This window comes from Phenylobacterium sp. P4_E10 (genome assembly GCF_056401675.1).
The window spans coordinates 236,585-261,897 of the sequence record NZ_JBFUIW010000002.1; the positions used below are offsets into that span (position 1 = coordinate 236,585).

Annotated in this window: 24 protein-coding genes; 14 read left to right on the plus strand and 10 right to left on the minus strand. The window is 68.4% G+C overall.

Annotated features, from left to right (window positions below; all coding sequences use genetic code 11):
* Positions 1 to 66 precede the first annotated feature (66 nt).
* The 4 genes from argB to AC1DQJ_RS03240 all read left to right on the plus strand — a co-directional run bounded on the left by argB (position 67) and on the right by AC1DQJ_RS03240 (position 3,313).
* The gene (argB, locus tag AC1DQJ_RS03225) at positions 67 to 981 is read left to right on the plus strand and encodes an acetylglutamate kinase (protein WP_477600197.1); all 915 of its coding nucleotides are present in this window, start codon (positions 67 to 69) and stop codon (positions 979 to 981) included.
* Positions 978 to 1,640 carry a pyrimidine 5'-nucleotidase gene (locus tag AC1DQJ_RS03230; protein ID WP_477600199.1) on the plus strand — a complete coding sequence of 221 codons (663 nt, stop codon included), beginning with the start codon at positions 978 to 980 and terminating at the stop codon, positions 1,638 to 1,640. The genes argB and AC1DQJ_RS03230 overlap by 4 nt, the downstream gene beginning before the upstream one ends.
* On the plus strand, positions 1,640 to 2,470 hold the full coding sequence (gene dapD / locus AC1DQJ_RS03235; protein ID WP_477600201.1) for a 2,3,4,5-tetrahydropyridine-2,6-dicarboxylate N-succinyltransferase: 831 nt from the start codon (positions 1,640 to 1,642) through the stop codon (positions 2,468 to 2,470). Before AC1DQJ_RS03230 ends, dapD begins: the two co-directional genes overlap by 1 nt.
* Positions 2,471 to 2,803: 333 nt before the next feature.
* Positions 2,804 to 3,313 (plus strand): hypothetical protein, encoded by a 510-nt coding sequence (locus AC1DQJ_RS03240; protein ID WP_477600203.1) that lies wholly within the window; start codon positions 2,804 to 2,806, stop codon positions 3,311 to 3,313.
* On the opposite strand, the gene AC1DQJ_RS03245 is transcribed toward AC1DQJ_RS03240, so the two are convergent.
* Positions 3,310 to 3,957 (minus strand): hypothetical protein, encoded by a 648-nt coding sequence (locus AC1DQJ_RS03245; protein WP_477600205.1) that lies wholly within the window; start codon positions 3,955 to 3,957, stop codon positions 3,310 to 3,312. The two genes, AC1DQJ_RS03240 and AC1DQJ_RS03245, sit on opposite strands and share 4 nt — an antisense overlap.
* A 185-nt stretch (positions 3,958 to 4,142) precedes the next feature.
* Between AC1DQJ_RS03245 and dapE the strand changes: the two genes are divergently transcribed.
* Complete coding sequence (gene dapE / locus AC1DQJ_RS03250) at positions 4,143 to 5,291, plus strand: succinyl-diaminopimelate desuccinylase (protein WP_477600207.1); 1,149 nt, start codon at positions 4,143 to 4,145, stop codon at positions 5,289 to 5,291.
* 125 nt (positions 5,292 to 5,416) lie between these two features.
* On the opposite strand, the gene truA is transcribed toward dapE, so the two are convergent.
* Positions 5,417 to 6,154 (minus strand): tRNA pseudouridine(38-40) synthase TruA, encoded by a 738-nt coding sequence (gene truA, locus AC1DQJ_RS03255; RefSeq protein WP_477600209.1) that lies wholly within the window; start codon positions 6,152 to 6,154, stop codon positions 5,417 to 5,419.
* Complete coding sequence (gene fmt / locus AC1DQJ_RS03260; protein ID WP_477600211.1) at positions 6,154 to 7,080, minus strand: methionyl-tRNA formyltransferase; 927 nt, start codon at positions 7,078 to 7,080, stop codon at positions 6,154 to 6,156. The genes truA and fmt overlap by 1 nt, the downstream gene beginning before the upstream one ends.
* A 92-nt stretch (positions 7,081 to 7,172) precedes the next feature.
* Here fmt and AC1DQJ_RS03265 point away from each other — a divergent pair, with 92 nt between their 5' ends.
* Positions 7,173 to 7,481 (plus strand): hypothetical protein, encoded by a 309-nt coding sequence (locus tag AC1DQJ_RS03265; protein WP_477600213.1) that lies wholly within the window; start codon positions 7,173 to 7,175, stop codon positions 7,479 to 7,481.
* 91 nt (positions 7,482 to 7,572) lie between these two features.
* Here the strand turns inward: AC1DQJ_RS03265 and def are convergent, their stop codons facing one another.
* From def to AC1DQJ_RS03280, 3 genes are read right to left on the minus strand one after another with little or no spacing between them, the layout of a single operon-like run.
* Complete coding sequence (def, locus tag AC1DQJ_RS03270) at positions 7,573 to 8,082, minus strand: peptide deformylase (protein WP_477600215.1); 510 nt, start codon at positions 8,080 to 8,082, stop codon at positions 7,573 to 7,575.
* 15 nt (positions 8,083 to 8,097) lie between these two features.
* Positions 8,098 to 9,369 carry a DNA recombination protein RmuC gene (locus tag AC1DQJ_RS03275; RefSeq protein ID WP_477600217.1) on the minus strand — a complete coding sequence of 424 codons (1,272 nt, stop codon included), beginning with the start codon at positions 9,367 to 9,369 and terminating at the stop codon, positions 8,098 to 8,100.
* A 54-nt stretch (positions 9,370 to 9,423) separates the two neighbouring features.
* Complete coding sequence (locus tag AC1DQJ_RS03280; protein WP_477600219.1) at positions 9,424 to 11,379, minus strand: TonB-dependent receptor plug domain-containing protein; 1,956 nt, start codon at positions 11,377 to 11,379, stop codon at positions 9,424 to 9,426.
* 470 nt (positions 11,380 to 11,849) lie between these two features.
* On the opposite strand from AC1DQJ_RS03280, the gene typA reads away from it, so the two are divergent.
* Entirely contained in the window at positions 11,850 to 13,682 is a 1,833-nt protein-coding gene (gene typA, locus AC1DQJ_RS03285; protein WP_477600221.1) for a translational GTPase TypA, read from the plus strand.
* Positions 13,683 to 13,827: 145 nt separating this feature from the next.
* Here the strand turns inward: typA and AC1DQJ_RS03290 are convergent, their stop codons facing one another.
* The 3 genes from AC1DQJ_RS03290 to AC1DQJ_RS03300 are packed head-to-tail and all read right to left on the minus strand — an operon-like array spanning position 13,828 to position 16,990.
* Positions 13,828 to 14,898 carry an HlyD family secretion protein gene (locus AC1DQJ_RS03290; protein WP_477600223.1) on the minus strand — a complete coding sequence of 357 codons (1,071 nt, stop codon included), beginning with the start codon at positions 14,896 to 14,898 and terminating at the stop codon, positions 13,828 to 13,830.
* A gap of 1 nt (position 14,899) precedes the next feature.
* The gene (locus AC1DQJ_RS03295; RefSeq protein WP_477600225.1) at positions 14,900 to 16,486 is read right to left on the minus strand and encodes an MFS transporter; all 1,587 of its coding nucleotides are present in this window, start codon (positions 16,484 to 16,486) and stop codon (positions 14,900 to 14,902) included.
* Positions 16,487 to 16,528: 42 nt separating this feature from the next.
* The gene (locus AC1DQJ_RS03300) at positions 16,529 to 16,990 is read right to left on the minus strand and encodes a GNAT family N-acetyltransferase (protein WP_477600227.1); all 462 of its coding nucleotides are present in this window, start codon (positions 16,988 to 16,990) and stop codon (positions 16,529 to 16,531) included.
* A gap of 41 nt (positions 16,991 to 17,031) precedes the next feature.
* On the opposite strand from AC1DQJ_RS03300, the gene AC1DQJ_RS03305 reads away from it, so the two are divergent.
* Both AC1DQJ_RS03305 and AC1DQJ_RS03310 read left to right on the plus strand, forming a co-directional pair.
* Positions 17,032 to 18,198, plus strand: a complete 1,167-nt coding sequence (locus tag AC1DQJ_RS03305) for an aminotransferase (RefSeq protein WP_477600229.1) — start codon at positions 17,032 to 17,034, stop codon at positions 18,196 to 18,198.
* A 106-nt stretch (positions 18,199 to 18,304) separates the two neighbouring features.
* A complete protein-coding gene (locus tag AC1DQJ_RS03310) occupies positions 18,305 to 18,817 on the plus strand; it encodes a hypothetical protein (RefSeq protein ID WP_477600231.1) in 513 nt (170 codons plus the stop codon).
* 33 nt (positions 18,818 to 18,850) lie between these two features.
* Here AC1DQJ_RS03310 and AC1DQJ_RS03315 read toward each other — a convergent pair whose 3' ends face one another.
* On the minus strand, positions 18,851 to 19,615 hold the full coding sequence (locus AC1DQJ_RS03315) for an SDR family oxidoreductase (RefSeq protein ID WP_477600232.1): 765 nt from the start codon (positions 19,613 to 19,615) through the stop codon (positions 18,851 to 18,853).
* 87 nt (positions 19,616 to 19,702) lie between these two features.
* Between AC1DQJ_RS03315 and AC1DQJ_RS03320 the strand changes: the two genes are divergently transcribed.
* From AC1DQJ_RS03320 to AC1DQJ_RS03340, 5 genes are all read left to right on the plus strand, one after another.
* Positions 19,703 to 20,668, plus strand: a complete 966-nt coding sequence (locus AC1DQJ_RS03320; protein WP_477600234.1) for an alpha/beta fold hydrolase — start codon at positions 19,703 to 19,705, stop codon at positions 20,666 to 20,668.
* Between the two features lie 74 nt (positions 20,669 to 20,742).
* The gene (locus AC1DQJ_RS03325) at positions 20,743 to 21,495 is read left to right on the plus strand and encodes a sulfite exporter TauE/SafE family protein (protein WP_477600236.1); all 753 of its coding nucleotides are present in this window, start codon (positions 20,743 to 20,745) and stop codon (positions 21,493 to 21,495) included.
* A 62-nt stretch (positions 21,496 to 21,557) separates the two neighbouring features.
* Complete coding sequence (locus AC1DQJ_RS03330) at positions 21,558 to 23,033, plus strand: M20 family peptidase (protein ID WP_477600238.1); 1,476 nt, start codon at positions 21,558 to 21,560, stop codon at positions 23,031 to 23,033.
* Between the two features lie 58 nt (positions 23,034 to 23,091).
* Positions 23,092 to 23,703 (plus strand): ATP-dependent Clp protease proteolytic subunit, encoded by a 612-nt coding sequence (locus AC1DQJ_RS03335; protein WP_477600240.1) that lies wholly within the window; start codon positions 23,092 to 23,094, stop codon positions 23,701 to 23,703.
* A gap of 1 nt (position 23,704) precedes the next feature.
* Entirely contained in the window at positions 23,705 to 25,306 is a 1,602-nt protein-coding gene (locus AC1DQJ_RS03340; RefSeq protein ID WP_477600242.1) for an alpha-amylase family glycosyl hydrolase, read from the plus strand.
* The last annotated feature ends 7 nt before the right edge of the window (positions 25,307 to 25,313 follow it).

A 25,313-nucleotide genomic window follows, 5' to 3' on the forward strand; every position in this document is an offset into this window, starting at 1 on the left:
CGCGCGAGTGAATGACGCGGCCGCAGGCGCCTGCGGCGCATCCGGCTTCATAAGAGGGCTCGAGCCTTGACCGACGACACCGAAGAGCAGGGCTGGGCCACGGCCAAGACCCTCGCCGAGGCCCTGCCCTACATCCAGATCTATGACCGCGAGGTCGTGGTGATCAAATACGGCGGCCACGCCATGGGCGAGGAGAGCGTCGCCAAGCTGTTCGCGGCCGATTCCGTGCTGCTGAAGATGCTGGGCGTCCATCCGGTGGTTGTGCACGGCGGCGGCCCGCAGATCTCGCGGATGCTCGACAAGGCCGGTGTGAAGTCGACCTTCGTCGATGGCCTGCGGGTGACGGACGAAGCCACCATGGAGGTCGCCGAGATGGTGCTGTCGGGCGCCATCAACAAGGAGATCGCCAACTGGATCACCTTGGCCGGGAGCGAGGCCGACGTGCGCGGCGTGGGCCTGTCGGGCAAGGACGCCCGGCTGATCACCGTCGAGAAGGCGCACCGGACCAAGAAGGACCCGGACAGCCAGATCGAGCAGGTCGTCGACCTGGGCTATGTCGGAGAGCCGACGCGGATCGATCCCAAGCTGATCGAAGCGCTGATCTATGCAGACGAGGACTACATCCCGGTCGTGGCGCCGATCGGCGTCTCGGTCGCGGGCGAGACCTACAACATCAACGCCGACACCGTGGCCGGAGCCCTGGCCGGGGCGCTGAACGCCAAGCGCATGCTCCTGCTGACCGACGTGCGCGGGGTGCTGGACAAGAACGGCGACCTGATCCGTCAGATGACCGTGGGCGAGGCCCGCGAGGCAATCGCCTCCGGCGTCGCCACCGGCGGCATGATCCCCAAGCTGGAGACCGCGATCGCCGCGGTGGAGTCCGGCGTCGACGCGGTGGTCATCCTGGACGGCCGGCGGCCGCACGCCATGCTCACCGAACTGTTCACCGAGCACGGCTCGGGCACCCTCATCCGCGCATGAGGCCCGACCTCTCGCACATCGACACCTGGCTCTTCGACCTGGACAACACCCTCTACCCCGAGGAGTCCGGGTTCATGCGGGAGGTCGAGGGCCGGATGACCGCCTTCGTCGAGAAGGTCACCGGCCTGCCGCGGGACGAGGCCTACGACCTGCAGAAGAAGTATCTGGCCGAGCATGGCCTGACCTTGAAGGGGTTGATGCTGAACCACGGCGTCGACCCCGCCGATTTCCACGCCCTGTTCCACGACCTCTCGCTGGAAGTGCTGTCCCAGGACGCCGAGTTGCTGGCGGCGCTGCAGCAGCTTCCTGGCCGGCGGCTGATCTTCACCAACGCCGACGACAAGCACGCCGAGCGCGTCCTGGCGCACCTGGGCCTGCGCGACTTGTTCGACGACGTGTTCCACATCGCCTCGTTCGGCTTCGCCCCCAAGCCCGACCCGCTGGGCTTCCAGCGGATGATCGACGCCCACGGCCTGGACCCAGCCGCCACCTCGTTCTTCGAGGACTCCGAGCGTAATCTGAAGCCGGCCGCCGACCTCGGCATGACCACCGTCCTCGTGGGGCCGCAGGCGCTTGCCTCCTCCGCCCCGTTCGTTCACCACCGCACCGCAAAGCTGGCGCCGTTCCTGTCCTCGGCGCGCCTCAAGGAATCCCTCTGATGTCCGATGACCTGAAGTCCGTGATCGAAGCCGCCTGGGAAGCCCGCGATGGCGTCAACACCAGCACGCAAGGGCAGGTCCGCGAGGCGGTGGAAGAAACCCTCAACCGCCTGGACAGCGGCACGCTACGCGTCGCCTCGCGCGGCGATGACGGCGTGTGGACCACCCACCAGTGGGCCAAGCAGGCGATCCTGCTGTCCTTCCGGCTGAGCGCCAACAAGCTGATCGACGCCGACGCGCCGCATCCCTACTGGGACAAGATCCCGCTGAAGTTCACCGGCTGGGACGCCGCCAAGTTCGAGGCCGCCGGCTTCCGTGCGGTGCCCGGCTGCGTCGTGCGCCGCGGCGCCTACATCGCCAAGAACGTGATCATGACCCCGTCGTTCGTGAACATCGGGGCCTATGTCGACGAAGGCACCATGGTCGACACCTGGGCCACGGTCGGCTCCTGCGCCCAAATCGGCAAGAACGTCCACCTGTCCGGCGGCGCCGGGATCGGCGGCGTGCTGGAGCCGCTGCAGGCCAATCCGACCATCATCGAGGACAACTGCTTCATCGGCGCCCGCTCGGAAGTGGCCGAGGGCGTGATCGTCCGTGAAGGCAGCGTGCTGTCGATGGGCACCTTCATCACCTCCACCACCCGCATCGTCGACCGCAAGACCGGCGAAGTGTTCATGGGCGAAGTGCCGCCCTACTCGGTGATCATGCCGGGCTCGATGCCCAGCCCGTTCGGCGAAGGCCTGCCCTCGATCAACTGCGCGGTCATCGTCAAGACCGTCGACGAGCGCACCCGCGCCAAGACCTCGATTAACGAGCTGCTGCGCGACTGATTCGCCGCGATTCGCCGCTTTGGGGGCCGTTCGCCCCCGAAATCCGCATCCGGTCGCCCCACGGCGGCCGGATGTTTGCGTTTCAGGGCCATTCATCCACAGGAAACGGTGGATATCAGGACCCCGCTCGACAGTTAACTATAGCATTCGCTTCTCGCGATACTTGCTGAAAGTTAGCCTCCTGTGTGAGGCGAGTATCGCGCCGCAGAGATTGAGAAACATCCTTAATGTAACTTCGCGGCTAGTTCGGAGCCCGTTGTTATTTCAGGACATTGAACTCTGCTGCTCGACCTGAGCCCGCCGCACGTTAACTTTAAATGCAGGGCCCGAACAATGATCGCAGCGACTTCCCTGGCCGCCGCCGTCGCCGAGCTGACGCCCGACGACACCATCATCGAGACCGAGGGCTGGACCGGTCCGTCCGAGGGCTATCTGGAACAGGACGCCATGCGGTTCTTCTACCGCTGGGGCGGCCACCTCTCGGCGACCCTGGTGAAGGTGCGCACGCGGTTCGACGGCGATCTGGACCAGTACCTGCTCTATCTCGTGTTCCTGCTGGCCGAGATCTCCGAGAAGCTGCCGCGCGGCCCGCGCCCGCCGCAGACCTTCCGTCGCCGCCGCGGCCTCAACGCCTTGAGCCTGGCCGACATCACCCAGATCCCGCGCGAGACCACCCGCCGCAAGCTGCTGGCCCTGGTCGAGCGCGGCTATCTGGTGCGCGAGGACGACGGCCTGTTCACCCTGGGCGAGGCCTATGACGCCAACCAGTTCTTCACCGACCTGAAGCCGCTGTTCTGGGATGCGGTGCGGCTGGAGGGCGAAGGCGCCCTTCCCGCACGCTAGTCGATGCTGTCGAGCGTGCGCCAAAGACTACGGATGGCGAGGGCGCGCATGGCCGCGTCCTCGGTCTCCAACGGGGCCAACCCCAACTTCTGAAGACAATCGTTGAGCGCCAGCGGCTCATTACGCGAAAGCCGGATCCCCTTGCGCCGCGCCACCGCCTGAAACCGCCGCCAGACGCATTCCGAGCCCTCGGCCAGGCCAAGGGCCGGCTCGGGCAGCATGCCGGTCTGCAGCACGCGGTGGAAGGCCACCAGGGTCGCCCTGCGGCAGAGGCGGGCGAGCAGACCCGAGAACTCCGCCTCCTCCATCGGCTCGACCGCCAAGTCCTCGCTCGCGAAGCCGCCGACCATGGTGGCGGGGCTGCTGGAGCGGACAAAAGCGCTCAGCACGACGTTGCCGCGATCGTCGGCGAACGCGTACTGCATCACCAGTTGGCGGCCGTTGGCGCAAACCGAGCGCACCGCGAAGTAGAGATGATCGCTGGCCGAGACATCGCAGGTCTGCTTTGGCGGCGTCGCCAGGGCCATCAGCTTGGGCGCTCCGAGGCCGGCGCCCTTGGCCAGGGCTTCGACGACCCCGCCCGCGCCTCTCGGCCTGTCGGCCGTTGGCGGGGGAGGCGCCGCCGTCTTGAAGATACTGAACATCGCCTTGGAGGCCCCCGCTACGCCTTAGGCATAATTCGGTGATGCGGACTCAGCGTCGATACGCAGCCTTCCCAATACGGGATGGTAAACGACCATTAAGCATCCCATTCTGGGCGCCGACTCTTGACCCCGCTGCGACTCAATCGCCATTGCCCGCGCCCGCCTGCGCCGCTACCAGCGAGGCCATGCCTCAGCTCGACCCCGTCGCCCTCACCCAGGAACTCATCCGCCGCCCGTCAGTGACCCCCGCCGACGAGGGCGCGATGGACATCGTGCAGCGCACGCTCGAAGCGCTGGGCTTCGCCTGCCGCCGCATGAAGTTCGGCGAGATCGAGAACCTTTACGCCCGATATGGATCGGCCCGGCCGAACCTCTGCTTCGCCGGCCACACCGACGTGGTGCCGGTGGGCGACGGGGCGGCCTGGAGCCGCGAGGCGTTCGCCGCCGAGATCGTGGACGGCATGCTGATCGGCCGCGGGGCGGTGGACATGAAGAGCGCCGTGGCCGCCTTCGCCGCCGCCGCCGCCAAGGCCATCGCCGCGGACCAGGTGAAGGGCTCGCTGTCCTTCCTGATCACCGGCGACGAAGAAGGCGTGGCGACCCACGGCACCAAGATGGTGGTCGAGGCGCTGAAGACCGAGGGCGAGATCATCGACCATTGCGTGGTCGGCGAGCCGTCCAGCGCCGAGAGCTTCGGCGACATGATCAAGATCGGCCGCCGCGGCTCGATCAACACCTGGATCACGGTCGACGGCCGCCAGGGCCATGTGGCCTATCCGCACCGCGCCGCCAATCCGATCCCGGTCCTGATCGACCTGCTGGCGCGGCTGCAGAACCACGTGCTGGACGAGGGCTATACCGGCTTCCAGCCCTCGAACCTGGAAGTCACCACGGTCGATGTGGCCAACGGCGCCACCAACGTCATCCCGGCCCAGGCCAAGGCGCGGCTGAATATTCGCTTCAACCCGGCCCACAAGGGCGCCGAGCTGGCCGCCTGGATTGAGGCCGAAGCCGCCAAGTCGCGCGAGGGGTTCGCCGGGACCATCACCGTCGAGCCGGTGATCAGCGGCGAGGCCTTCCTGACCGCGCCGGGCGACTTCACCGACGTGGTCGCGGCGGCGGTGCAGGACGTGGCCGGGGCCGCTCCGGAGCTGTCGACCACGGGCGGCACCTCCGACGCACGGTTCATCCGCGACCTTTGCCCGGTGGTGGAGCTGGGCCTGGTCGGCAAGACCATGCACGCCGTCGACGAACGCGCGCCGGTGCAGGAGATCCACGACCTGCAGCGGGTCTACGAGCGGCTGATCGAGCGGTACTTCGTGGCGTTTGCTTGAGCTCTCGGTGCGCCTCCGCTGGGGGAGCTGTCAGCAAAGCTGACTGAGGGGGCTTTGTGAGCAGTCCCCCTCCGTCTCGGCGTACGCGCCGATCCACCTCCCCCAAGAGGGGAGGATCTCGCGGACTAGTACGTCACCCCGGTCAGGTAGAGGCCGTCGGCGGGGGCGACCGGGCCACAGGCCTTGCGGTCGCGCGCTTCCAGTGCGGCCTTCACGTCGTCGGCGTTCCAGCGGCCGATGCCGACTTCGCCGAGCGTGCCGGTCATCGAGCGGACCTGGCGGTGCAGGAACGAGCGCGAGGCGAATTCCAGCAGCACGTACTCGCCCTCGCGCCAGGCGCGGGCGACGTCCAGGGTCTTCATCGGCGACTTCGCCTGGCACTGCATGTGGCGGAAGGTGGTGAAGTCGTGATGGCCGATCAGCACCTGGGCGGCGTCGTGCATCGCCTGCGCGTCCAGCGGCTTCTTGACGTGCCAGACCCTGCCGCGGTCCAGCGCCGGCGGGCTCTTTCGGTTGAGAATGCGGAAGATGTAGCGCCGCTCCTTGGCCGAGAACCGCGCATGCCAGTCGCCCTGCGCCACCTCGGCGTCGATCACCGCGATCGGCTCGGGGACCAGGTAGGCGTTCATGGCGTCGCGCACGACCTCGGGCCGCCAGTCGCGCTCCAGGTCGATGTGGATCACCTGGCCGGTGGCGTGGACGCCGGTGTCGGTACGGCCGGCTGCCTGCAGCCGCAGGGTCTGGCCGCTGAACGACTTCACCGCACGCTCGATCGAGCCCTGTACCGAGGGCAGATCCTCCTGGGCCTGGAAGCCGCGATAGGGCCGGCCGTCGTACTCGATGGTGAGCTTGTAGCGCGGCATCAGCCGAGCTCGGTCCCGGTCGGCACGGGCGAGCCGCGCAGGAAGACCTCGGCGTCCTGCGGCCCCTTGCCCTCGCGTTGGACGCGCATCAGACGCACCGCACCCTGGCCGCAGCCGATCAGCAGGGCGTCGTCGAGGGCCTGGCCGGCCGGGCCGTCAACGTCCTCGACCCGGGAGAGCAGCGCCTTGACCCGCACCGGGCCCTTGGGGGTCGGCAATTGGAACCAGGCGCCAGGGAACGGCGAGAGGCCGCGGATCTTGTGATCGATGTCGGCGGCCGGCTTGCTCCAACGGATGCGCGCTTCCTTGGGACGGATCTTCTTGGCGTAGGTCTCGCCCTCGGCAGGCTGGGGCGTGGCGCCAGTCTCTCCGCGCTCCACCGCGGCCATAGTGCGGGCCAGCAGGCCAGAGCCCACCTCGGCCAGCCGGTCGTGCAGGGTTCCGGATGTCTCCAGGGCGTCGATGCGGACGCTTTCAGAGGCAAGGACAGGCCCTTCATCGAGGCCTTCAGTCATCTGCATGACCTCGACCCCGGTGATCTTGTCGCCGGCCATGATCGCGCGCTGGATAGGTGCGGCGCCGCGCCAGCGCGGCAGCAGCGAGGCGTGCAGGTTGAAGCAGCCAAGCCGCGGCGCATCGAGCACGGCGGCCGGCAGGATCTGGCCGAACGCCACCACCACGCCGGCGTCGAGATTGAGGGCGGCGAAGGCCTCGATCTCGGCCGGATCGCGCATGGAGCCTGGGGTGCGCACGGGAATGCCCCGCTCTTCGGCGTAGGCGTGGGCCGGCGAGGGTTTCAGGGTCTGGCCGCGGCCGCGCGGCGCTGGCGGCTGGGAATAGACGCAGGCGACCTCATGCCCCGCCTCGACCAGGGCGGCGAGGGCGGCGACAGCGAAGTCCGGCGTTCCGAGAAAGGCGATGCGCATTACGCCTGCATGTAGCGGCGGCGGACGAATTTAGGAACCACAAGCAAGCTTCGCCGTTCCATCTGCCGTTCGGGTAGGGAGAACATACCGACATGCGAAACCTGATGATCCTCACCCTGGTGGCCACCGGCCTGGCGCTGAGCGCCTGCTCGCAGTCCACCCAGGACTCCGCCAAGGCCACCGCCGACAATGCCGCCGCCGACGCCAAGGCGGTGACGGCGGACGTCGCGGCCGACACCCAGGCCGCTGCCGCGGACGCCAGTGTTGCGGCCAAGGAGGCGGCTGGCGACGCCAGCGCCGCAGCCAAGGACGCCGCCTCTGACGCCAAGGCCGCCGCCGACCGCGCCGCCGCCGACGCCAAGGCCGCCGTGCACGACGCTACCGCGCCGGAAAAGCAATAGGCTGCTGAACGGCGCCGCGGCCGGCAAGCCGCGGCGCCGCTTCGTTCTCATCATTTTGCCGGAACACGCGCCCGCGGAAGGCGCAGGCGCCTCAGGCGGCGCGGGCCTGCTTCTTGACCTTGGCCACGGCGCGGTCGCGCTTCAGCCGCGACAGGTGGTCGATAAACAGCACGCCCTGCAGGTGGTCCATCTCGTGCTGGATGCAGACCGCGAACAAGCCGTCGGCGTCCTCGACCACTTCCTCACCCTGATAGTTCAGGTACTTCAGCTTCACCCGGGCGGGCCGCTCGACCTCGTCATAAATGTCGGGGATCGACAGGCAGCCTTCTTCGTAGGGCGCGGTTTCGTCGGAGGCCCAGACGATCTCGGGATTGACGAAGTAGCGCGGCGCCTTCTCCTCGTCGGGACCTGAGATGTCCATGACGATGACCCGCTTGGCCACGCCGATCTGTATCGCGGCCAGGCCGATGCCGGGGGCGTCGTACATGGTCTCGAGCATGTCATCCATGAGCGCACGCAGCTCATCATCGACCTTCTCGACCGGCTGCGAGACCAGCTTCAGGACGGGGTCGGGGACAACGAGGATTTCACGGATAGCCATAGGAACGCAGGTAGGTCAGCGACCCTTTGCCGTCAAGGCGGCGAGGCGTCCCGGTTCCTGGCTTTCCGGCTCCGCCGCCAGCTTGGCGAGCGGGCGGATCCCTGTCTCCACTGGCGCGAGTTCGGCCAGCTCCTTGCCCTCGTGGTCGACCTTCAGATCCTCGAATCGGCGGGCCTGGGTCATGACCTGGGTCTCCAGCGAGCCGACGAACTGGTTGTAGCGGCCGACCGCCGCCTCCAGCGCCTTGCCGACCGAGGCCGCATGGCCGCCCATCACCGAGATCCGCTTGTAGAGCTCGCGGCCGAGCTTGGAGATCTCCTGGGCGTTGGCGGCCTGCTCCTCGACCCGCCAGCCGTAGACCACCGCCTTGCAGAGCGCGAACAGGGTGGTCGGGGTGACCACCAGCACGCGGCGGTCCATGGCCTCGCTAAGCAGGTCCGGCGCGCGCTCCAGCGCCGCGGCTAGGAAGCTGTCGCCGGGTATGAACATGGCCACGAAGTCGGGCGAGCCCTGGTTGAACTGATCCCAGTAGGTCTTGGCCGACAGTCCCTGCATGTGGGCGCGGACACTCTGGGCGTGGCGCATGTAGGCGGCCTCGCGCACCGCTTCATCGGTGGCGTCCTGGGCGTCCAGGAAGGCGTTGAGCGAGCACTTGGCGTCGATCACGAACACCGCCCCGCCCGGCAGGCGCACGGTGACGTCGGGCCGGCGGCGGCCCTCGTCGGTGTCGGTCGAGGTCTGTTCGTCGAAGTCGTAGCGATTGTGCAGGCCGGCGGCCTCCAGCACGTTGCGCAGGGTTTGCTCGCCCCAGCGCCCCTGGACGCCGGCCCCGCGACGGAGGGCCGCAGACAGCTTGCGCGCCTCGGCCTGGGTGGCGCTGGAGGCCAGCAGTAGCTGGTTGATCTGCTCCTTGAGGCCGCCAGTCTCCTCGGCGCGGGTCTTCTCGACCGCCACCACCTGCTCTTGGAACTTGGCCAGGGTCTCGGCGACCGGCTTGAGCTGGGCCTCCAGGCGGGCCTGGGCGAGCTGCTCTCTATTATGGAAAGTCTCGTCGGCGCGCTTCATCACCTGCTCGGCGATGGCGGCAGCGGCCTGGGACTGCAGGAAGCCGGCGTTCTTGGCCTCATGTTCCTCCAGCACCCGCAGCCGAGCGGCGGCGTCCTGCAGCTCGAAGGCCCGCGCCTCGGCGCGATTGGCGCGGCTGCGTTCGGTCAGCGCCCAGGCCAGGGCCGGGATCGCCGCGAGCAAGGCGGCCAACAGGGCGAGCAGAATGGAGTCGAGGTTCATGCTCCGTTCCTATACGGAGTCGCGCCGCCCCGCGAGACTGCAAAGACCGCCCGCCTAGCCGCCGAACTTGAGGCGCACGCCGCCATTGACGACGAAGCCGTCGGTCGGCGCCCAAGCGTCGACGGTCCAGCGCCCGTCCGGCGCGCGCATCGGCAGCAGCATCGGGTCGTACTTGGTCTGGCGGACGTTCAGCAGGTTCTCCAGGTTCAGGAACACCCGCACGTCGCCGAGCACCACCTCGGCCAGCAGGCCCAGCTCGAAATAGGGCTCACTGCGCGACCGGTAGGGGTTTCCCTCCAGGTCCTGCTCGCCGGTGTAGTAGGCCTCGAACCCCACCCGCCCTTTGCCGTGCCGCTCCCACATGGCGACCATGCCGGCGGTGTGCTGTGGGGTCAGCGGAACCGTCCTGCGTCCGGGCTCGAACGGATCGGGCTCGGTGGCGTCGACAAAGACATAGCTGCCGGTGACCGTGAATTCCTGCCAACGATAGCGGACCAACGCCTCCGCGCCGCGGGTGCCGGTCTCGCCTTCGACATTGACCAGCCTGACGCGATCGGCCGAGACATCCTCGACCCGCACGGCGTCGCGGATGTTCGAGGCGAACAGGATGAGGTTGGCCTCCAGCGGCCCCGCGGCGTACCCGCCTTCCAGCGACGCCGACTCCGCGGTTTCGGCCTTTAGGCCCGCGAGGGGTTCCAGCCGCGATAGTCCGGCCGCCTCGATTTCCTCGATGAACGGCGTCGGCGCATAGAAGCCGCGGCCGAGCGAGGCGCGGAACGTCCAGGGTCCGGGCCGATAGAGCGCCGACAGCCGGGGACTGAACTTGGAGCCGTATTCGCTGTGATCGTCCCACCGGGCGCTGGCGGCGAGGGTCAGATCGTCACTCAGGTCGTGCTCCACCTGGGCGAACAGCGCCGGCGTGGTGAAGGTGTAGTCGAACTTCGGGAAGGTCTCGGACCGATAGCCGTCCCGTTGCATGACCAGCCCGCCGATCCATGAGGTCCGCTCACCTTCGCCTGACAGCGAGGCTTCGGCGAACAGGGTGTCGTGCCGATCGTCCTCGACGGTGTCGCCGTAGCGGTGATTGTGGTCCTGCATCATGCCCGAAGCGCGCAGATGCAGCGCGCCAAGGCCCTGCAACGGGAACTCGGCGACCACGCCGCCGTCGAACCGGCGGCTGTCCTGGGTCTGTGGGAAGGGCTGGCGGTCAGGCGTGGTGCGCCCGCTCAGCGTGCCGCCTTCGCGCTTCTCGTCCATGGCGCCGAGGGTGAAGTAGGCGCTCGCGCCGCCCTGCCCCTCCCAGAACAGCCGGGGCCGCACCGTCCAGCGCTCATATCCCGGGATGTCGATCCAACCGTCGCCGTCGAGGTCGACTTCGCTCTGTCGATTGAAGCCGCCGACCACCGAATAGCGCAAGTTCTCGTCGATCGGCGAGGACCCGTACGCCGTCACGTCCTGGCCGTTGCGGCTGGTGAGGTTGAGCAGCACCTCGCCCTCCGGCGCTTCAGACGGGCGGCGGGAGACCAGGTTGATCACCCCGCCCAGGGCGGACGGGCCATAGAGCGCCGAGGCCGCGCCCTTGATTACCTCCACTTGGCCGAGGTCGGTCGGCGGGATCTGCAGCAGGCCCAGCGACGAAGCCTGGCCGCCATAGAGCGGCAGGCCGTCGGCCAACAGCTGCGTGTAGCGGCCGCGCATGCCTTGCACGCGGATGTTGGAGGCGCCGAGCCCGGGCGAGGTGACCTGCACTCTCAGCCCGCCGGTTTCGCTGAGCAGCATGGCGATGTTGCCGGGCCGCATCAGGATCTTCTCTTCGATCTCTTCGCGGTCGATGACCTCGACGCGGATCGGCTCGTCCTGCACTCGTCGCCCAGAGCGCGTGGCCTGGACGACGACCTCGTCGACCTCGGCCTCTTCGCCCGCGTATTCCTGCGCCTGCGCGTTTGACGCGCCGGATACGAGCGCGGCGGCGGCGAGGAGGCTTGAGAGAGCGGGAACACAGCGACGCACGAGCGACCTTCCTGACATCCGGCACGGCCGCGCTGGCCGCGTTCGGCGCCGGGTGTAGATGCTCCAGTCGCTGTAGGAGCAAGCGGTGACACGACTGTCCCGCGAAGGAAAATTCGAGGCCTGGCTTCAGGCCAAAAAAAAGCCGGACCCGAGGGCCCGGCAGTTCATTAGGGAGGAAACGCCCAGGAAGGGCAGAAGCGGCAGCGCCGCCTCACAGTTCGAAGATATACGGTGCGACGCACAAAACAACAAGCGATTTTGTGCTTTCGTCATCACATTTTCTGTAAGCCTAGAAAAAATCCGTTACAAATCAGTGAGATTTGAAACGCCGTACCGGCCACTCAGAATGCTGCGTCGCACAATGGCCTGATATCCGCGTTCGGCGCCGCGGCGAGAAGGCGCTGGCTAATTGGCCTTTAGTCACCTAAAAGCCCGCGCTTCCCCACATAGGGCCTCCCAAAGCCAAATCAATGTCGCTCCGCAACATCGCCATCATCGCCCACGTCGACCACGGCAAGACTACGCTCGTGGATCAGCTCCTTGCCCAGTCGGGCATCTTCCGAGCCAATGAGGCGACGGTTGAGCGCGCCATGGACTCGAACGACCAGGAACGCGAGCGAGGGATCACCATCCTCGCCAAGTGCACCAGCGTGCTCTGGAACGGTAAAGCGGGCGAGACCCGCATCAACATCATCGACACCCCCGGCCACGCCGACTTCGGCGGCGAGGTCGAGCGCATCCTCGGGATGGTGGACGGCTGCGTCCTGCTGGTGGACGCCGAAGAAGGCGTCATGCCCCAGACCAAGTTCGTGCTGGGCAAGGCGCTGAAGATGGGCCTGCGGCCGATCCTCTGCCTCAACAAGGTCGACCGCGCCCACGCCGATCCGGACCGGGTGCTGAACGACGCCTTCGACCTGTTCGCGGCCATGGGCGCGAGCGACGAGCAGCTGGATTTCCCGCACATCTACGCGTCGGGCAAGAACGGCTGGGCGACGATGGACCTCAGCCAGCCGAACGACAATCTCGGCCCGCTATTCGACCTGATCGTCGATCACGTGCCCGAGCCGAAGGCGGCCCCCCGCAAGGACGAGCCCTTCCAGATCCTGTCGGTGCTGATCGAAAACGACCCGTTCCTGGGCCGCCTGCTGACCGGCCGCATCGAAAGCGGCAAGGCCATTCCTGGCCTGCCGATCAAGGCGCTGTCGCGAGACGGCAAGGAAATCGAGCGCGGCCGCATCACCAAGGTGCTGGCCTTCCGCGGCCTGAAGCGCCAGCCGATCGAGGACGCCGAAGCCGGTGACATCGTCGCCATCGCGGGCCTCTCGAAGGCCACCGTGGCCGACACCCTGTGCGCCATGGAAGTCACCGAGGCCCTGCCCGCGCAGCCGATCGATCCGCCGACCATCTCGATGACGGTCTCAGTGAACGACAGCCCGCTGGCCGGCCGAGAAGGCGACAAGGTCCAGAGCCGGGTCATCGCCGCCCGCCTGATGAAGGAAGCTGAGTCCAACGTCGCCATCCGCGTGACCGAGACCAGCGAGAAGGACGCCTACGAGGTCGCCGGCCGCGGCGAACTGCAGCTGGGCGTGCTGATCGAAGGCATGCGCCGCGAAGGCTTCGAACTGTCCATCAGCCGTCCGCGGGTGGTGTTCCAGCAGGACCCGGAGACCGGCGAGCGCCTGGAACCGATCGAAGACGTGATGATCGACGTCGACGACGAGTTCACCGGCATCGTCATCGAGAAGCTGTCGGCCCGTAAGGCCGAGCTGAAGGACATGGGCCCGTCGGGCGCGGGCAAGACCCGCATCAGCCTGATGTCCCCCTCGCGCTCGCTGATCGGCTATCAGGGCGAGTTCCTGACCGATACCCGCGGCTCGGGGGTGCTGAACCGCGTGTTCAGCCACTACGAGCCCTACAAGGGTGCGATCGACGCCGGCCGCAAGGGCGTGCTGGTCTCGAACTCCGACGGTGAAACCGCCGCCTACGCGCTGTGGAACCTGGAAGAGCGCGGCACCATGTTCGTGGGCGCCGGCGAGAAGACCTACCAGGGCATGATCATCGGCGAGAACAGCCGCGCCGACGACCTGGACGTCAACCCGATGAAGGCCAAGCAGCTGACCAACGTCCGGGCCTCCGGCAAGGACGAAGCAGTTCGCCTGACCCCGCCGCGCCGGATGACTCTCGAGCAGGCCATCGCCTATATCGAAGAGGACGAACTGGTCGAGGTGACCCCCAAGTCGATCCGCCTGCGCAAACAGGTGCTGAACCCGTCGTTCCGCAAGCGGCGCACCAAGGAGGAATAGTGACGGGCGGCCCGGCGGCTGGGGACATTCCGAGTTCGAACCGCCAAGCCGCACGCGAGCGGGCTTTCCGCCTGCTCGCCGTCACCGTTACGGCCCTCTTCCTGACCCGTCGCGCGCTCGACGGCGCGCTGGCGGCCGTGCAGCACTAGCCTCGTCGGCGGGTCTCGACGCTCACCACCGCCGACATGCCCGGACGCAACTTGGCCGTCGCCGCCTGATCGAGGTCGAGGGCGATGCGCACCGGAATGCGTTGCACCACCTTGGTGAAGTTGCCGGTGGCGTTGTCCGGCTTGATGACCGCGAACTCCGATCCCGCCGCAGGTCCGATCCGTTCGACCTTGCCCTGGAAGGTCACGCCGGGCAGCGCGTCGATGCGGACCTTCACGGGCTCGCCGACCCCGACGTCCTTCACCTGGGTTTCCTTGAAGTTGGCGATGATCCAGACACCAGGCGGCGCCAGGCCCATCAGCTGGGTTCCCGGCGTCACGTACTGACCGACCTTCACCCCGACCTCGCCGACCTGGCCGTCGACCGGCGCCTTGATCCTGGTGTTCGCCAGGTCGATCTCGGCGAGGGTCAGCGCCGCCTGGGCGCGCGCCACCGCGGCCTCGAGCGCGGCGCGGTTCACGCCGACCGAGGCGAGGTCCTCCTGCGCGACCTGTCCCTCGGCCTGCGATTGGCTGACGGCGGCCTGGGCCTGCTGCACCGCCAGGCGCAACCGGTCGAGCTCGGCCGCAGCCAGCCAACCCTTTTCCACCAGCGGCTCGGCGCGCCTGAAGTCGGCCTGCGCCTTGGCGAGAGCCGCCTGGGCGCTGGCCTCCTGCGAGCCGACCAGGCCGATATTGGCCTCGCCGCGCCGGCGTTGCTGCTCCCAGTTGGCGAGGTTGGCCTCTTCCGCGGCTAGGCCTGCCCGGGCCTGCTCGACCCGCTCGCGATAGTTCCGGTCGTCAATGACCACCAGGGTCTGACCGGCCTTCACCTGCATGAAATCCTTGATCAAGACCTCCGTCACATAGCCGTCCAGCTTGGGGCTGATGACGGTGACGGCCCCGCGGACATAGGCGTTGTCGGTGCTCTGCACCCCGGTGTCGAAGGGCGGAAGGCGCCAGGCGAACAGCACCAGCAGCACGCCGCCGATCGCAGCCGCCACAATCGGGATCGCAGCGCGTGACCAGGGACGCGGAGGGGCGGGCGCTTCGGGCTGGGCTTGGCTCACGTCAGGCGGCCTCCGCGGGTCTGAGGGCGGCGGCCCGGTCCCGCGCGTCTTCGCGCAGACGCAGGGCCAGGAGATAGACGAAGACCAGCAGCGACAGCACCGCGATCAGCCGGAACACGTCGCCATAGGCCAGCACCGTGGCCTCGCGCGTGGCGACCTGGCCGAGCAGGGCCAGCCCCTCCCCCTGGCGCAGGGCCGGATCGGTGATCGCGCCGGCATAGGCGCCGGCGTACTGGCGTACCCGAGCGGCGACCTGCGGGTCGCTGAGCGCCAGCCGCTCGACGATCTGGGCCGAATGGTATCGTTCGCGCGCGATCACGAAGGTGCCGAGGAAGGCCGAGCCGGCCAGGGCTCCGAGGCTCTGGCCCGCGCCGAAGATCACCGCGAACGAGACGAGGAATTCCTGGCCCTGGCGCATGGCGCGGCTGAACCCGGCCAGCATGGCGGCCGGCAGGAACAGCGCGCTGGCGAAGGCGATCAGCCCTTGCGAGAAATACATCTGCGTCGGCCGCGTCAGGTTGGTGACCTGGCTGTCCCACCAGGCGGCGGCGGCGATCAGCAGGAGGGCGATCAGGGCCGGGGTCGAGACCCGCGCCGGGTTGATCGTCAGCGCCACCCCGATCACCCCGGCCAGGGTCGCCCAGAACATCACCCAGGAGAGCCCGCGCATCTGGTCGTTGTTCATGCCCATGGCCTGCAGGAAACCGAAGGCGCCGACCCCCTGCTCCGACAGCACCAGCCGGAACAGCAGGATGATCACCACCAGCCGCAACATGTCGGCGCTGGAGAGCCAGCGGATGTGCAGCAGCGGCTGCTTGCGGTGCAGTTCGACCAGAACCGAGGCGGCCAGCAGCACGATGGCCGCGGCCAGCGCCCAGCCCAGCCAGGGCGCGTCCAGCCACCAGACCAGCCGGCCCTGGGAGAGCACGGCGCAGAGCAGCGCCACCCCCGGCGCGAACAGGGCGAAGGTGACGAAGTCGCGGCCCTGGAACATCTTCACCCGCGGCACTGGCGGCACTCGGACCAGATTGACCGCGGCCAGGCACAGCAGGCTGAGCGCGATCTCCAGCAGGTAGAGTCCGTGCCACTGGCCGATCTGCAGCAGGTCGGACGACACCAGCCGCGACAGCGGCGCGGCCAACTGGCTCCAGCCGACGCCGAGCGCGATGCCCATCGGGCGGCGGTGCTCGGGCACGGCGGCGACCATGTAGAGCAGGGCCAGGGTCGACAGCGCGGTGGCCGCCACGCCCGAGGCGGCGCGCACCGCGATGGCCGAGCGCAGGTCGTTGGTGAACAGGTGGGCGACGGCGATGAGGATGAACAGTCCGAGCCCGATATCAGCGAACAGGCGCAGGCCGAACTGGAAGCGGAACTTGATCGCCAGCAGGCCGATGGTGGCGTTGGTGGCGGTGTAGGCGGTGGCCAGCCAGGCGGCCTCGGTCGGAGAGGCGCCCAGCGCGCCTTGGATCCAGGGCAGGTTGTTGTTGATCAGGTTGAAGCCCAGGCCCTGGGTCAGGCCAAGCAGCAACGAAACCCCGCCAAAGGTGGCGAAGCGCTTCCAGTCCGCCGGCGGTTGCGGTCCGCCCATCCCTTCCCGCTCCCCTGCGCCACGGCGGACGGGGCGGGCAAGCTAGAGTGGGCGCTCCATCCAGACGTCACAACGCGCGTAGTCGGTCGCTGGTCGCACCGCCGGGTCGAGATCGGTGAATCCCATGGCCCGGTAGAGGCCGATCGCCGGGGCGAGGCCGGAGTTGGTCTCAAGGTAGAGGCGGTGGGCGCCCGCGACCTTGGCCTCGTCGATGCAGGTCTGCATCAGCGCCCGACCTAGCCCCGTGCCGCGCGCCGTTTCCGTGACGGTCATCTTGGCGACCTCGAAACCACCATCGGCCATGACGATCAGCGCCACGCAGCCGATGGCCTGGCCGTCCATCTCGGCCATGAAGATCTTCCCGCCCTTAGCCAGGATCTTGCCGGCCGGATCGTCGAGCACCTCGCGGTCCTTGGCTTCGATGACGAAATGCTTGGAGATCCAGGCTTCGTTGAGCTGTCGCCAGGCCTCGGCGTGGCGGGGTTCGAAAGGGGCGATCCGCATGGGTGGACATATCCCTCCGTGAGCTGTGCTAGGCAACCGTCATGGCCAATCCGATCTTCGCAAACCTGCCCACGACCATCTTCGAGGAAATGTCCGGCCTCGCCCGCGAACATGGGGCGATCAACCTGGGCCAGGGCTTTCCCGACGATCCGGGCCCCGAGCACATCCGCGCCAAGGCCGCCGACGCGGTGCTGAACGGCTACAACCAGTATCCGCCGATGGCCGGCCTGCCGGAGCTGCGTCAGGCGGTGGCCGCGCACTATTTCCGCAGCCAGGGACTGGAGCTCGACTGGTCGCGCGAAGTCACGGTGACGTCCGGCGCGACCGAAGCGTTGGCTGCGGCCTTCCTCGGGCTGATCCAGCCGGGCGACGAGGTGGTGGTCTTCCAGCCGCTCTACGACGCCTATCTGCCGCTGATCCGCCGGGCCGGCGGCGTGCCGCGCCTGGTGCGGCTGAGCCCTCCGCACTGGCGCTTCGACCGGGCCATGCTGGAAGCGGCTTTCGGGCCGCGAACCCGGTTCGTGGTTCTGAACAACCCGATCAACCCGGCCGGGGCTGTGCTGCCGGCCGAGGACCTGGCGCTGCTGGCGGAATTCTGCGTGGCCCACGACGCCATCGCCATCTGCGACGAGGTCTGGGAGCAGGTGGTGTTCGACGGCGCCCGGCACCTGCCGCTGATGGGCTTTCCGGGGATGCGCGAGCGGACCGTGAAGATCGGCTCGGCCGGCAAGATGTTCGGCCTGACTGGCTGGAAGGTCGGCTTCCTGTGCGCCGCTCCCGAGCTGACCAGGGCCCTGTCGCGCACCCACCAGTTCCTGACCTTCACCACCCCGCCCAACCTGCAGTCGGCGGTAGCCTTCGGGCTGGAGAACAGCGGCGACTGGTTCTCGGCCATGCCCGCGGCGCTGCAACGCTCGCGCGACCGGCTGGCGGAGGGCCTGCAGCGGGAAGGCTTTGCGGTGCTGCCGACCCAGGGGACCTACTTCCTCAATGTGGACCTGACCGCCTCGGGCGTGGAGGAGAGCGACCGCGACTTCGCCCTGCGCGCCGTCAGGGAGGCTGGCGTGGCCTCGATTCCCGTCTCGGCCCTCTACGAGGAGGACAAGGTGACCAGCATCCTGCGCCTGTGCCTGGCCAAGCAGGACGCGACCCTGGACGAGGGCGTCGCGCGCCTGGCCAAGGCCCGGGAACTGTCGCGGCGCGGCTGAGCGCGCCGCGACGGCCGGGCTCGTGTCCCGCGGAGGTTGTCTCAAGTTCCGGTTGCGCGCACGGTGGGATTATCCTTGCGCGAGACAGTTTCGAGAGGGACGACCGATGCAACTGCGCCTGAGACAAGCGGCTCATATCGGCCTGGCCCTAGCAACCGCGAGCGCCGGGTTGAGCGCGGGCGGCGTCGCCAGCGCCCAATATTTCCCGTACCTGGCCTCGCGGCCGATCACACCCTACGGACCGGCCGATCCGTGCGCGCGCACCGCGGCCGAGCGGCGGCTGGGCTGGGGCGTTGTCGGCCTGCTGGCCGGGGCCTGGGCCGGCGGYGCGGCCGCGGCGGCGGGCGTGGTGGCCGAGGGCGCAGCGTTGGGCGGATTAGTCGGCTCGATCATCGGCGGCAACGCCGGGGCGCGTTCGGCGGCCTGTGGCACCGCGGCCCTGGCGGCGGCGCAAGGCGCCTATGGCCCACTTTACGGCCAAGGCGGGAGCGGCCATCCGACCTACGCCGCGGCCGGCCCGCAGCCGGTGTCGTTCTACGAGTATCGCCGGACGGTTCGGACAGAGGAGCAAGCTCCGCCGCCGCAGAACTGGGGGCCGCCCCCGCAGCCGCGGAACTAGGGCGGCCGCCGGTCGCCCGGCGGCCTATCCCGATCAGCAGGTCGAGCCGCCGTCCACGACGATGGCCTGGCCGGTCATCCAGGACGCGGCCTTCGAGGCCAAGTACACCGCCGCGCCGGCGATGTCGTCCGGCTCGCCCAGGCGGCGCAGCGGGGTGTTGGCGCTGGAGCGCTTCTCGGCTTCCGGCGTGTCCCACAGCGCCTTGGCGAAATCGGTCTTCACCAGGCCCGGCGCGATGCAGTTGACGCGGATGTTGTCCGGGCCCAGCTCGACCGCCAGGTTGCGGGCCAGCTGGAAGTCGGCGGCCTTGGAGATGTTGTAGGCGCCGATGCCGGTGGAGCCGCGCAGGCCGCCGATCGACGAGATGATGATCACCGAGCCGTCCTTGCGCTCGCGCATCTGCGGGGCGGCCATCTGGATCAGCCAGTTGTTGGCGATGATGTTGTTGTCGAGGATCTTGCGGAACTGATCGTCATTGATCTGCGACATCGGCCCGAAGAACGGGTTGGTCGCGGCGTTGCAGACCACGATGTCGATCTTGCCGAACGCCTTGACGGTCTCATCCACCAGGCGCTGCAGATCCTCCTTGGAGGAGATCGAGGCCGGGACGGCGATCGCGGCGCCCGGGTGCTTTTCGTTGATCGCCGCGGCGACCTCGTCGCAGGGCCCGGCCTTGCGCGAGGAGATCACCACCTTGGCGCCGTGCTCGGCCATCCGCTCTGCGATCGCCTTGCCGATCCCTCGCGAGGATCCGGTGATGACGGCGACCTTGCCGGTCAGGTCGAACAGTTCGCCCATGGCGTTCCCTCCAAACACGTGTTTGATTTTGTCGTCGTCATTTGCAGCAGCGGGCGACGCCGGGTCAAGCAATCAGGGGAGAACCGCGTGCCAGAGTTCCGCGACATCGAACTTCCAGACGCTACGCTGCGCGCGGCCATAGAGGGCTCCGGGCCGCTGGTGGTGATGGTCCATGGATTTCCCGAGAGCTGGTACAGCTGGCGTCACCAGATGGGCCCGGTCGCGGAGGCCGGCTTCACCGCCTGCGCGATCGACGTGCGCGGCTATGGCGGTTCGTCCAAGCCGGAGCCGATCGAAGCCTACGACATGGAGCACATGGTCGGCGACGTGGCGGCGCTGATCGAGGCGCTGAGCCCCGACGCGCCGGCGGTGCTGGTCGGGCACGACTGGGGCGCGCCTATCGTCTGGAACACCGCCCTGGTGCGGCCCGACCGGGTGCGGGCGGTGGCGGGATTGTCGGTGCCCTACACGGGCGTGCCCAAGCGGCCGTTCAGCGACATGATCGAGGCGGTGTTCACCAGCCGCGGCAAGTTCTTCTACCAGGCCTGGTTCCAGAACGTCGGCCCGGCCGAGGCCGAACTGGAGCGCAACGTCCGCGACTCGCTGCGCAAGTTCTACTACGCGATCAGCGGCGACGCCCCGGACGGGACCTGGCCCAACAACAAGACCCACGGCCAGAGCCTGCTGGAGGGCCTGGTCGACCCGAACCCCTTCCCCGCCTGGCTGAGCGACGCCGACCTCGACTACTACGTCGGCGAGTTCGAGCGCTCCGGATTCCGCGGGCCGCTGAACCGCTACCGCAACCACCAGCGCGACTTCGACTACCTGCGCCAGTTCGAGGGCCGGAAGATCGAACAGCCCTCGCTGTTCGTCGGCGGCGAGCGCGACCTGGTGCTGGCGATGCTGGGCAAGGGCGACCTGATGGCGCTGATGGGCGCGGAGATGCCCAACCTGCGCGGCGCCGACATCCTCCCCGGCTGCGGCCACTGGACCCAGCAGGAACGGCCCGAAGAGGTCAACGCCCGACTGATCCCCTGGCTGAAGTCGCTCTAGCCTTCGTGTTGCGCGAAGGCTGACCTCGGCGAAGGCGCATTGCGAAGCTGCGTGCGCGCCGCCAGCCTGAGGGAATGGTCGACAATCTTCTGCTGCTGACCGGCGCGGGCCTGCTGGCCGGGGCGATGAACGCCCTGGCCGGCGGCGGCTCGTTCGTCACCCTGCCGGCGCTGATCGCGGCCGGCGTGCCTTCGGTGGCGGCGAACGCTTCCAGCACGGTCGCGCTCTATCCGGGAGGGCTGGCCAGCGCCTTCGTGTATCGCGGCGGGCTGGGCGAGGTGGCGGGCGCGCCGGTGCGTCCGATGCTGGCCATCACCCTGGTCGGCGGGCTGGTCGGCGCGCTGCTGCTGCTCTGGACGTCGTCCTCGGCTTTCGACGCCATCCTGCCCTGGCTGCTGCTGGTCGCCACCCTGGCCCTGGCGTTCGGGCCCAGCATCGCCCCCTGGCTGCAGCGCCACGCCCGCCTCGGCCCGCGCCCGATCCTGGCTCTGCAGTTCGCGCTCGGCGTCTATGGCGGCTATTTCGGCGGCGCGGTCGGTCTGATGATGATGGCGGCCTGGAGCCTGCTGGCCGGCGTCGACCTTAAGCAGCTCAATCCGGCCCGCACCCTGATGGTCAGCGCCGCCAACACCGTCGCGGTGCTGTGCTTCGCCCTGGCCGGAGCGGTACGCTGGCGCGAGGCCCTGGTTCTGGGCGCCGCGGCCCTGGTCGGCGGATATCTCGGCGCGCACGCCGGCAAGCGGCTGGACGCCCGGGCGGTCCGCGCCGGGACCATCGCCCTCTCCGTCGTCATGACGGCCGTGTTCTTCGTCCGCGCCGCACGCTAGCGGCGGGGCTTTTCTTCCCCAAGGGCGCCGCCTTATGGTCGCCGGGCGTCGGGGAGAGACACATGAAGTTCATCGGCAAGATCGCACTCGGGCTGCTCGGACTGGTGCTGCTGCTGGCCGCCGTCGTGGTCGTGCGCACGCTGACATACAAGCCCGCTGCGGGCGCCGACCTGACCAAGGTGAAGCTGGCCGCGCCGGTCGCCGTCGACAGCGCCAAGGCCGCCGAGCACCTCTCCCAGGCCATCCAGTTCCAGACCATCAGCCACCAGGACCCGGCCGAAAACCAGATGGCCGAGTGGGACAAGCTGCACACCTGGCTGCAGACGACCTACCCCGCCGCCCATGCCGCCATGACCCGCGAGATCGTCGGCGGCCACACCCTGGTCTACACTTGGAAGGGTTCGGACCCGAGCCTCGCCCCCGTCGTGCTGATGGCGCACCAGGACGTGGTGCCGGTGACGCCGGGCACCGAGGAAGACTGGAAGCAACCGCCGTTCGAGGGCCGGATCGTCGACGGCGCGGTCTGGGGCCGCGGCTCGATCGACGACAAGGGCTCGCTGGTCACGCTGTTCGAGGGGGCCGAGACGCTGGCGGCGCAGGGCTTCAAGCCGCGCCGCACCGTGATGATCGTCTCCGGCCATGACGAGGAAGCCGGCGGCAGCGGCGCCCAGGCCGCGGCTGCGCTGCTGAAGTCGCGCGGGATCAAGGCGCAATTCGTGCTGGACGAAGGCCTGGCGATCATCTCCGACAACCCGATCACCGGCGGCCCGGTCGCCCTGATCGGCATCGCCGAGAAGGGCTACGCGACCCTGATGGTCACGGCCGACGCCGAGGGCGGCCACTCGTCCGCCCCGCCGGCCGATTCCGGCGGCGTGCTGACCCTCTCCAAGGCGGTGACCAAGATCGCCGAGAACCAGTTCCCGCTGAAGCTGAGCGGCCCGGGCGGGTCGATGCTGGAAGCGCTGGCTCCGGAGGGGGGCTTCCCGATCCGCATGGCCATGGCCAACCGCTGGCTGTTCGAGCCGCTGATCCTCAAGCAGGCTTCCGCAACGCCGGCCGGCGCGGCCCTGCTGCACACGACCATCGCGCCGACCATGCTGAAGGGCAGTCCCAAGGAGAACGTCCTGCCGCAGGACGCCACCGCCTGGATCAACTACCGCATCGCGCCCGGCGACAGTTCCGCCGACGTGATGGCGAAGGCCAAGAGCGTGGTCGGCGATCTGCCGGTCGGATTCTCCTGGAGCCGGCCGCCGAACGAGCCCTCGCCGGTGTCATCGATCAAGTCGGACGCCTGGATGACCGTCGCGGCGCTGGCCAAGGACACCGCCAAGGCGCCGGTCGCACCGGGCCTGGTCACGGCCGGCACCGACAGCCGCTACATGACTGGCGTGGCCACCGACGTCTATCGGTTCCAGCCGATGGTGTTCTCGCTGGAGACCATCAAGATGATCCACGGCACCAACGAGCATATGACCCTGGAGAATCTGGAACGAGCCGTTCAGTTTTATGCGCGATTGATCGCTACGTCGGCCGGGTAGCCCTTGCGAAGCGCGGCCGCGCATCGCACGTTCCGTGCAACTGAATTGGAGACCTCTTATGCGTAACTGGCGCCTGGACGAAGACGAAGACAGCGAAGACGGCGCCCGCAAGCCCGACATGCCGATGACGGCGGGGCCTGTGCAGAACGCGCTCTACAAGTCGCGCACCGTGCTCATTTTCGGTGAGATCGACATGCGCCTGGCCGAGCGGGTCACCGCCCAGCTCCTGGCCCTGTCGACGGAAAGCGACAAGCCGATCAAGGTGGTGATCAACTCGCCCGGCGGTCACGTCGAGAGCGGCGACACCATCCACGACATGATCAAGTTCTGCGGTCCGCAGGTGAAGGTGATCGGCACCGGCTGGGTGGCCTCGGCCGGCGCGCACATCTTCCTGGGCGCCACCAAGGAAAACCGCCTCTGCCTGCCCAACACCCGCTTCCTGCTGCACCAGCCGATGGGCGGCGTGCGCGGCCAGGCCAGCGATATCCAGATCGAGGCCGAGGAGATCGTGAAGATGCGTGAGCGCGTCAATCGCATGATCGCCAAGGAAACCGGGCAGACCTACGAAAAGATCGTCAAGGACACCCAGCGGAACTTCTGGATGGGCGCCGAGGCCGCCGTCGAATACGGCCTGGTCTCCAAGATCATCCACAACGCCAGCGAGGCGTAGGATGGTGACCGCGCCCTGGTGGAAGGGCGCGGTCGTCTACCACGTCTACGTGCGGAGCTTCTTCGACTCCGACGGCGACGGCCACGGCGACCTGCGGGGCGTCCTGGCCAAGCTGGACTACATCGAGAGCCTGGGTGTCGACGCCATCTGGCTCTCGCCTGTCCACCCCTCGCCCAACCGCGACTGGGGCTACGACATCTCCGACTATGAAGGCGTCCATCCCGACTACGGAACGTTGGACGACCTGGGCGACCTGATCGACGCCGCTCACAAGCGTGGCCTGAAGGTGCTGCTCGACGAAGTGCTGTCGCACACCTCCGACGAACACCCCTGGTTCGCCGACAGCCGCGACGGCGGCGCCGAAGGGCACAAGGCAAGTTGGTACGTCTGGGCCGATCCGGCCAGGGACGGGACCGCGCCGAACAACTGGCTGTCGGTGTTCGGCGGCCCGGCCTGGGCCTACCAGCCGGCGCGCCGCCAGCACTATCACCACAAGTTTCTGCGCCAGCAGCCGAAGCTGAACTGGCGCCACCCGGACGCCAAGGCCGCGGCCCTGGACGTGCTGGATTTCTGGCTGGCCAAGGGGATCGACGGCTTCCGGCTCGACGTCGCCGGGACCTTCCTGCACGACGACACCCTGACCGACAATCCGCCGGTTCCGGCGCAGGACCGGGCGCGGCGTCACTGGGCCCACGCCAGCGAGATGCAGCGCCACCTGCACGACTCCAATCTGCCCGAGAACGTGCCGCTGCTGGACGAGATCCGTCGCCGGGTTGACGCCTTCGACGAGCGCTTCGTGTTCGGCGAGTTCTCCGAGGAAGAGGAACGCTGCGGCGCCTATTCGACGCCGGAAGAGGGGCTGCACTCGGCCTACACCTTCGTGCTGCTGCACGCCCGGCGGCTGTCGCCGGCGATCTTCCAGGCCCACTACGAGACGCTGGACCGCTTCCCCGGCCATTGGCCGTGCATCTCGTTCTGCAATCACGACATCCCGCGGACGGCGACGCGGTTCGGCGGCGGCGAGGCGATCGCGCGGCTGATGCTGGCCCTGCTGCTGACCCTCAAGGGCACGGTGCTGCTCTACCAGGGCGAGGAGCTCGGCCTGCCCGAGGCCCAGAGCCTGACCCGTGAACAGATCCGCGATCCGGTCGGCGACCTCTACTGGCCGATCGCCAAGGGCCGTGACGGCTCGCGCACCCCGATGCCCTGGACCGAGGGCGACAATATGGGCTTCACCGCCGGCAAGCCGTGGCTGCCGCTGGCGGTAGAGCATGCGGGCCTGGCGGCGGCGACCCAGGAAGCGGACCCGGCCTCGACGCTGGCCTATTCGCGGGCCCTGCTGGCGATGCGCCGCGACCACCACGCCCTGAGCCGCGGCGAGCTCGAAACGATCACCGCGCCCGAGCCGATCCTGGCCTTCATCCGCCGCGATGGCGACCAGCAGGTGGTCTGCGTGTTCAACATGGGCGCGGCGCCCGCCGTGTTCGGCGACGAACGGCTGGCCGGCGCCAGCGTCCTTGAGCCAGGCGCCGGCGACGCCAGCCTCGACGGCGCAGCTCTGCACCTAGGACCGCATTCAGCCCGGTTCCTACGGCTGGCGTGACGCGTTA

Bases quoted from the DNA above. Each gene is read 5' to 3' on its own strand.
- AC1DQJ_RS03230 (WP_477600199.1), top strand. From the start codon at position 978: ATGAGGCCCGACCTCTCGCACATCGACACCTGGCTCTTCGACCTGGAC.
- dapD (WP_477600201.1), top strand. From the start codon at position 1,640: ATGTCCGATGACCTGAAGTCCGTGATCGAAGCCGCCTGGGAAGCCCGC.
- AC1DQJ_RS03240 (WP_477600203.1), top strand. From the start codon at position 2,804: ATGATCGCAGCGACTTCCCTGGCCGCCGCCGTCGCCGAGCTGACGCCC.
- AC1DQJ_RS03245 (WP_477600205.1), bottom strand. From the start codon at position 3,957: ATGTTCAGTATCTTCAAGACGGCGGCGCCTCCCCCGCCAACGGCCGAC.
- dapE (WP_477600207.1), top strand. From the start codon at position 4,143: ATGCCTCAGCTCGACCCCGTCGCCCTCACCCAGGAACTCATCCGCCGC.
- truA (WP_477600209.1), bottom strand. From the start codon at position 6,154: ATGCCGCGCTACAAGCTCACCATCGAGTACGACGGCCGGCCCTATCGC.
- fmt (WP_477600211.1), bottom strand. From the start codon at position 7,080: ATGCGCATCGCCTTTCTCGGAACGCCGGACTTCGCTGTCGCCGCCCTC.
- AC1DQJ_RS03265 (WP_477600213.1), top strand. From the start codon at position 7,173: ATGCGAAACCTGATGATCCTCACCCTGGTGGCCACCGGCCTGGCGCTG.
- def (WP_477600215.1), bottom strand. From the start codon at position 8,082: ATGGCTATCCGTGAAATCCTCGTTGTCCCCGACCCCGTCCTGAAGCTG.
- AC1DQJ_RS03275 (WP_477600217.1), bottom strand. From the start codon at position 9,369: ATGAACCTCGACTCCATTCTGCTCGCCCTGTTGGCCGCCTTGCTCGCG.
- typA (WP_477600221.1), top strand. From the start codon at position 11,850: ATGTCGCTCCGCAACATCGCCATCATCGCCCACGTCGACCACGGCAAG.
- AC1DQJ_RS03295 (WP_477600225.1), bottom strand. From the start codon at position 16,486: ATGGGCGGACCGCAACCGCCGGCGGACTGGAAGCGCTTCGCCACCTTT.
- AC1DQJ_RS03300 (WP_477600227.1), bottom strand. From the start codon at position 16,990: ATGCGGATCGCCCCTTTCGAACCCCGCCACGCCGAGGCCTGGCGACAG.
- AC1DQJ_RS03305 (WP_477600229.1), top strand. From the start codon at position 17,032: ATGGCCAATCCGATCTTCGCAAACCTGCCCACGACCATCTTCGAGGAA.
- AC1DQJ_RS03315 (WP_477600232.1), bottom strand. From the start codon at position 19,615: ATGGGCGAACTGTTCGACCTGACCGGCAAGGTCGCCGTCATCACCGGA.
- AC1DQJ_RS03325 (WP_477600236.1), top strand. From the start codon at position 20,743: ATGGTCGACAATCTTCTGCTGCTGACCGGCGCGGGCCTGCTGGCCGGG.
- AC1DQJ_RS03330 (WP_477600238.1), top strand. From the start codon at position 21,558: ATGAAGTTCATCGGCAAGATCGCACTCGGGCTGCTCGGACTGGTGCTG.
- AC1DQJ_RS03335 (WP_477600240.1), top strand. From the start codon at position 23,092: ATGCGTAACTGGCGCCTGGACGAAGACGAAGACAGCGAAGACGGCGCC.
- AC1DQJ_RS03340 (WP_477600242.1), top strand. From the start codon at position 23,705: ATGGTGACCGCGCCCTGGTGGAAGGGCGCGGTCGTCTACCACGTCTAC.